The organism is Arthrobacter sp. CAN_A212 (assembly GCF_015752345.1).
In the GTDB taxonomy this organism is placed as follows: domain Bacteria; phylum Actinomycetota; class Actinomycetes; order Actinomycetales; family Micrococcaceae; genus Arthrobacter_D.
The window spans coordinates 1-2,316 of record NZ_JADOUT010000061.1 but is presented as its reverse complement, the minus strand read 5'-3'; the positions used below and the strand labels follow the sequence as shown (position 1 = coordinate 2,316).

Here is a 2,316-nt window from a genome sequence, read left to right as displayed (position 1 = left end):
GTTGTTGGTTGGGAACCGCATAGTGGACGAAAGCAGCATATCTTTTACACCATCCGGGGTGTGAACGTCTTTTGATGCCGTTCACGGGTGGTGTGTGTGGTGTAAGTTATCGGCTTATTAGTACCGGTCAGCTTCACAAGTCGTTAGTCCTTGCTTCCACGTCCGGCCTATCAACCCAGTGGTCTGGCTGGGGGCCTCTCACACAAATGTGTATGGAAATCTCATCTCGAAGCAGGCTTCCCGCTTAGATGCTTTCAGCGGTTATCCCATCCGAACGTAGCTAATCAGCGGTGCACTTGGCAGTACAACTGACACACCAGAGGTTCGTCCGTCCCGGTCCTCTCGTACTAAGGACAGCCCTTCTCAAATTTCCTGCGCGCGCAGCGGATAGGGACCGAACTGTCTCACGACGTTCTAAACCCAGCTCGCGTACCGCTTTAATGGGCGAACAGCCCAACCCTTGGGACCTACTCCAGCCCCAGGATGCGACGAGCCGACATCGAGGTGCCAAACCATGCCGTCGATATGGACTCTTGGGCAAGATCAGCCTGTTATCCCCGAGGTACCTTTTATCCGTTGAGCGACGGCCATTCCACAATGTACCGCCGGATCACTAGTCCCGACTTTCGTCCCTGCTTGAGATGTCTCTCTCACAGTCAAGCTCCCTTGTGCACTTACACTCGACACCTGATTGCCAACCAGGCTGAGGGAACCTTTGGGCGCCTCCGTTACTTTTTAGGAGGCAACCGCCCCAGTTAAACTACCCATCAGGCACTGTCCCTGACCCGGATTACGGGCCGAAGTTAGATATCCAGTATGACCAGAGTGGTATTTCAACGATGACTCCCCCTGAACTAGCGTCCAGGGTTCACAGTCTCCCACCTATCCTACACAAGCCACACCGAACACCAATACCAAACTATAGTGAAGGTCTCGGGGTCTTTCCGTCCTGCTGCGCGTAACGAGCATCTTTACTCGTAGTGCAATTTCGCCGAGCTTATGGTTGAGACAGCGGGGAAGTCGTTACTCCATTCGTGCAGGTCGGAACTTACCCGACAAGGAATTTCGCTACCTTAGGATGGTTATAGTTACCACCGCCGTTTACTGGGGCTTAAATTCCCAGCTTCGCACCCCGAAGGGCACTAACCGGTCCTCTTAACCTTCCAGCACCGGGCAGGAGTCAGTCCGTATACATCGTCTTGCGACTTCGCACGGACCTGTGTTTTTAGTAAACAGTCGCTTCCCCCTGGTCTCTGCGGCCCCACAACGCTCACAACAGCAAGTGTCGGTCACGGGTGAGGCCCCCCTTCTCCCGAAGTTACGGGGGCATTTTGCCGAGTTCCTTAACCATAATTCTCTCGATCGCCTTAGTATTCTCTACCTGATCACCTGTGTCGGTTTGGGGTACGGGCGGCTAAAACCTCGCGCCGATGCTTTTCTAGGCAGCATAGGATCACCGGATCCCCGCATAACGGGGCCCATCGGGTCTCAGAGACGGTATCAAAACCAGGACCACGGATTTGCCTATGGTCCCTCCTACATCCTTAGACCGGGGCAACCATCGCCCGGCCCGGCTACCTTCCTGCGTCACACCTGTTAATACGCTTACCTCCCAGGATCAGGTCCCGCGCTCCACCAAAAACCACGTCACCCTAAAAGGGTGGGCAGTCAGGTATTGGGCGGTTAGTATCCCCTGCTCAGTATGGGCGGTTTTTCGCCGGTACGGGAATATCAACCCGTTGTCCATCGACTACGCCTGTCGGCCTCGCCTTAGGTCCCGACTTACCCAGGGCAGATTAGCTTGACCCTGGAACCCTTGATCATTCGGCGGACGGGTTTCTCACCCGTCTTTCGCTACTCATGCCTGCATTCTCACTCGTGTAGGCTCCACCGCTGGTTTACACCGCGACTTCACCGCCCACACGACGCTCCCCTACCACTCCAGACGCCTGAACTCAGGAGAACAAGTCTCCGGCTTAGCTAATATCTGAAATCCACAACTTCGGCGGTGTACTTGAGCCCCGCTACATTGTCGGCGCGGAATCACTTGACCAGTGAGCTATTACGCACTCTTTCAAGGATGGCTGCTTCTAAGCCAACCTCCTGGTTGTCTTCGCAACTCCACATCCTTTCCCACTTAGCACACGCTTAGGGGCCTTAGTTGGTGGTCTGGGCTGTTTCCCTCTCGACTATGAAGCTTATCCCCCACAGTCTCACTGCTGCGCTCTCACTTACCGGCATTCGGAGTTTGGCTGACGTCAGTAACCTTGTAGGGCCCATTAGCCATCCAGTAGCTCTACCTCCGGTAAGAAACAC

General features: G+C 54.8%; 1 rRNA gene. It reads right to left on the bottom strand.

The features are described 5' to 3' along the window. Positions 1–96: 96 nt before the first annotated feature. Positions 97–2,316 (bottom strand): 23S ribosomal RNA (locus tag IWX64_RS16725); the annotation flags it as partial.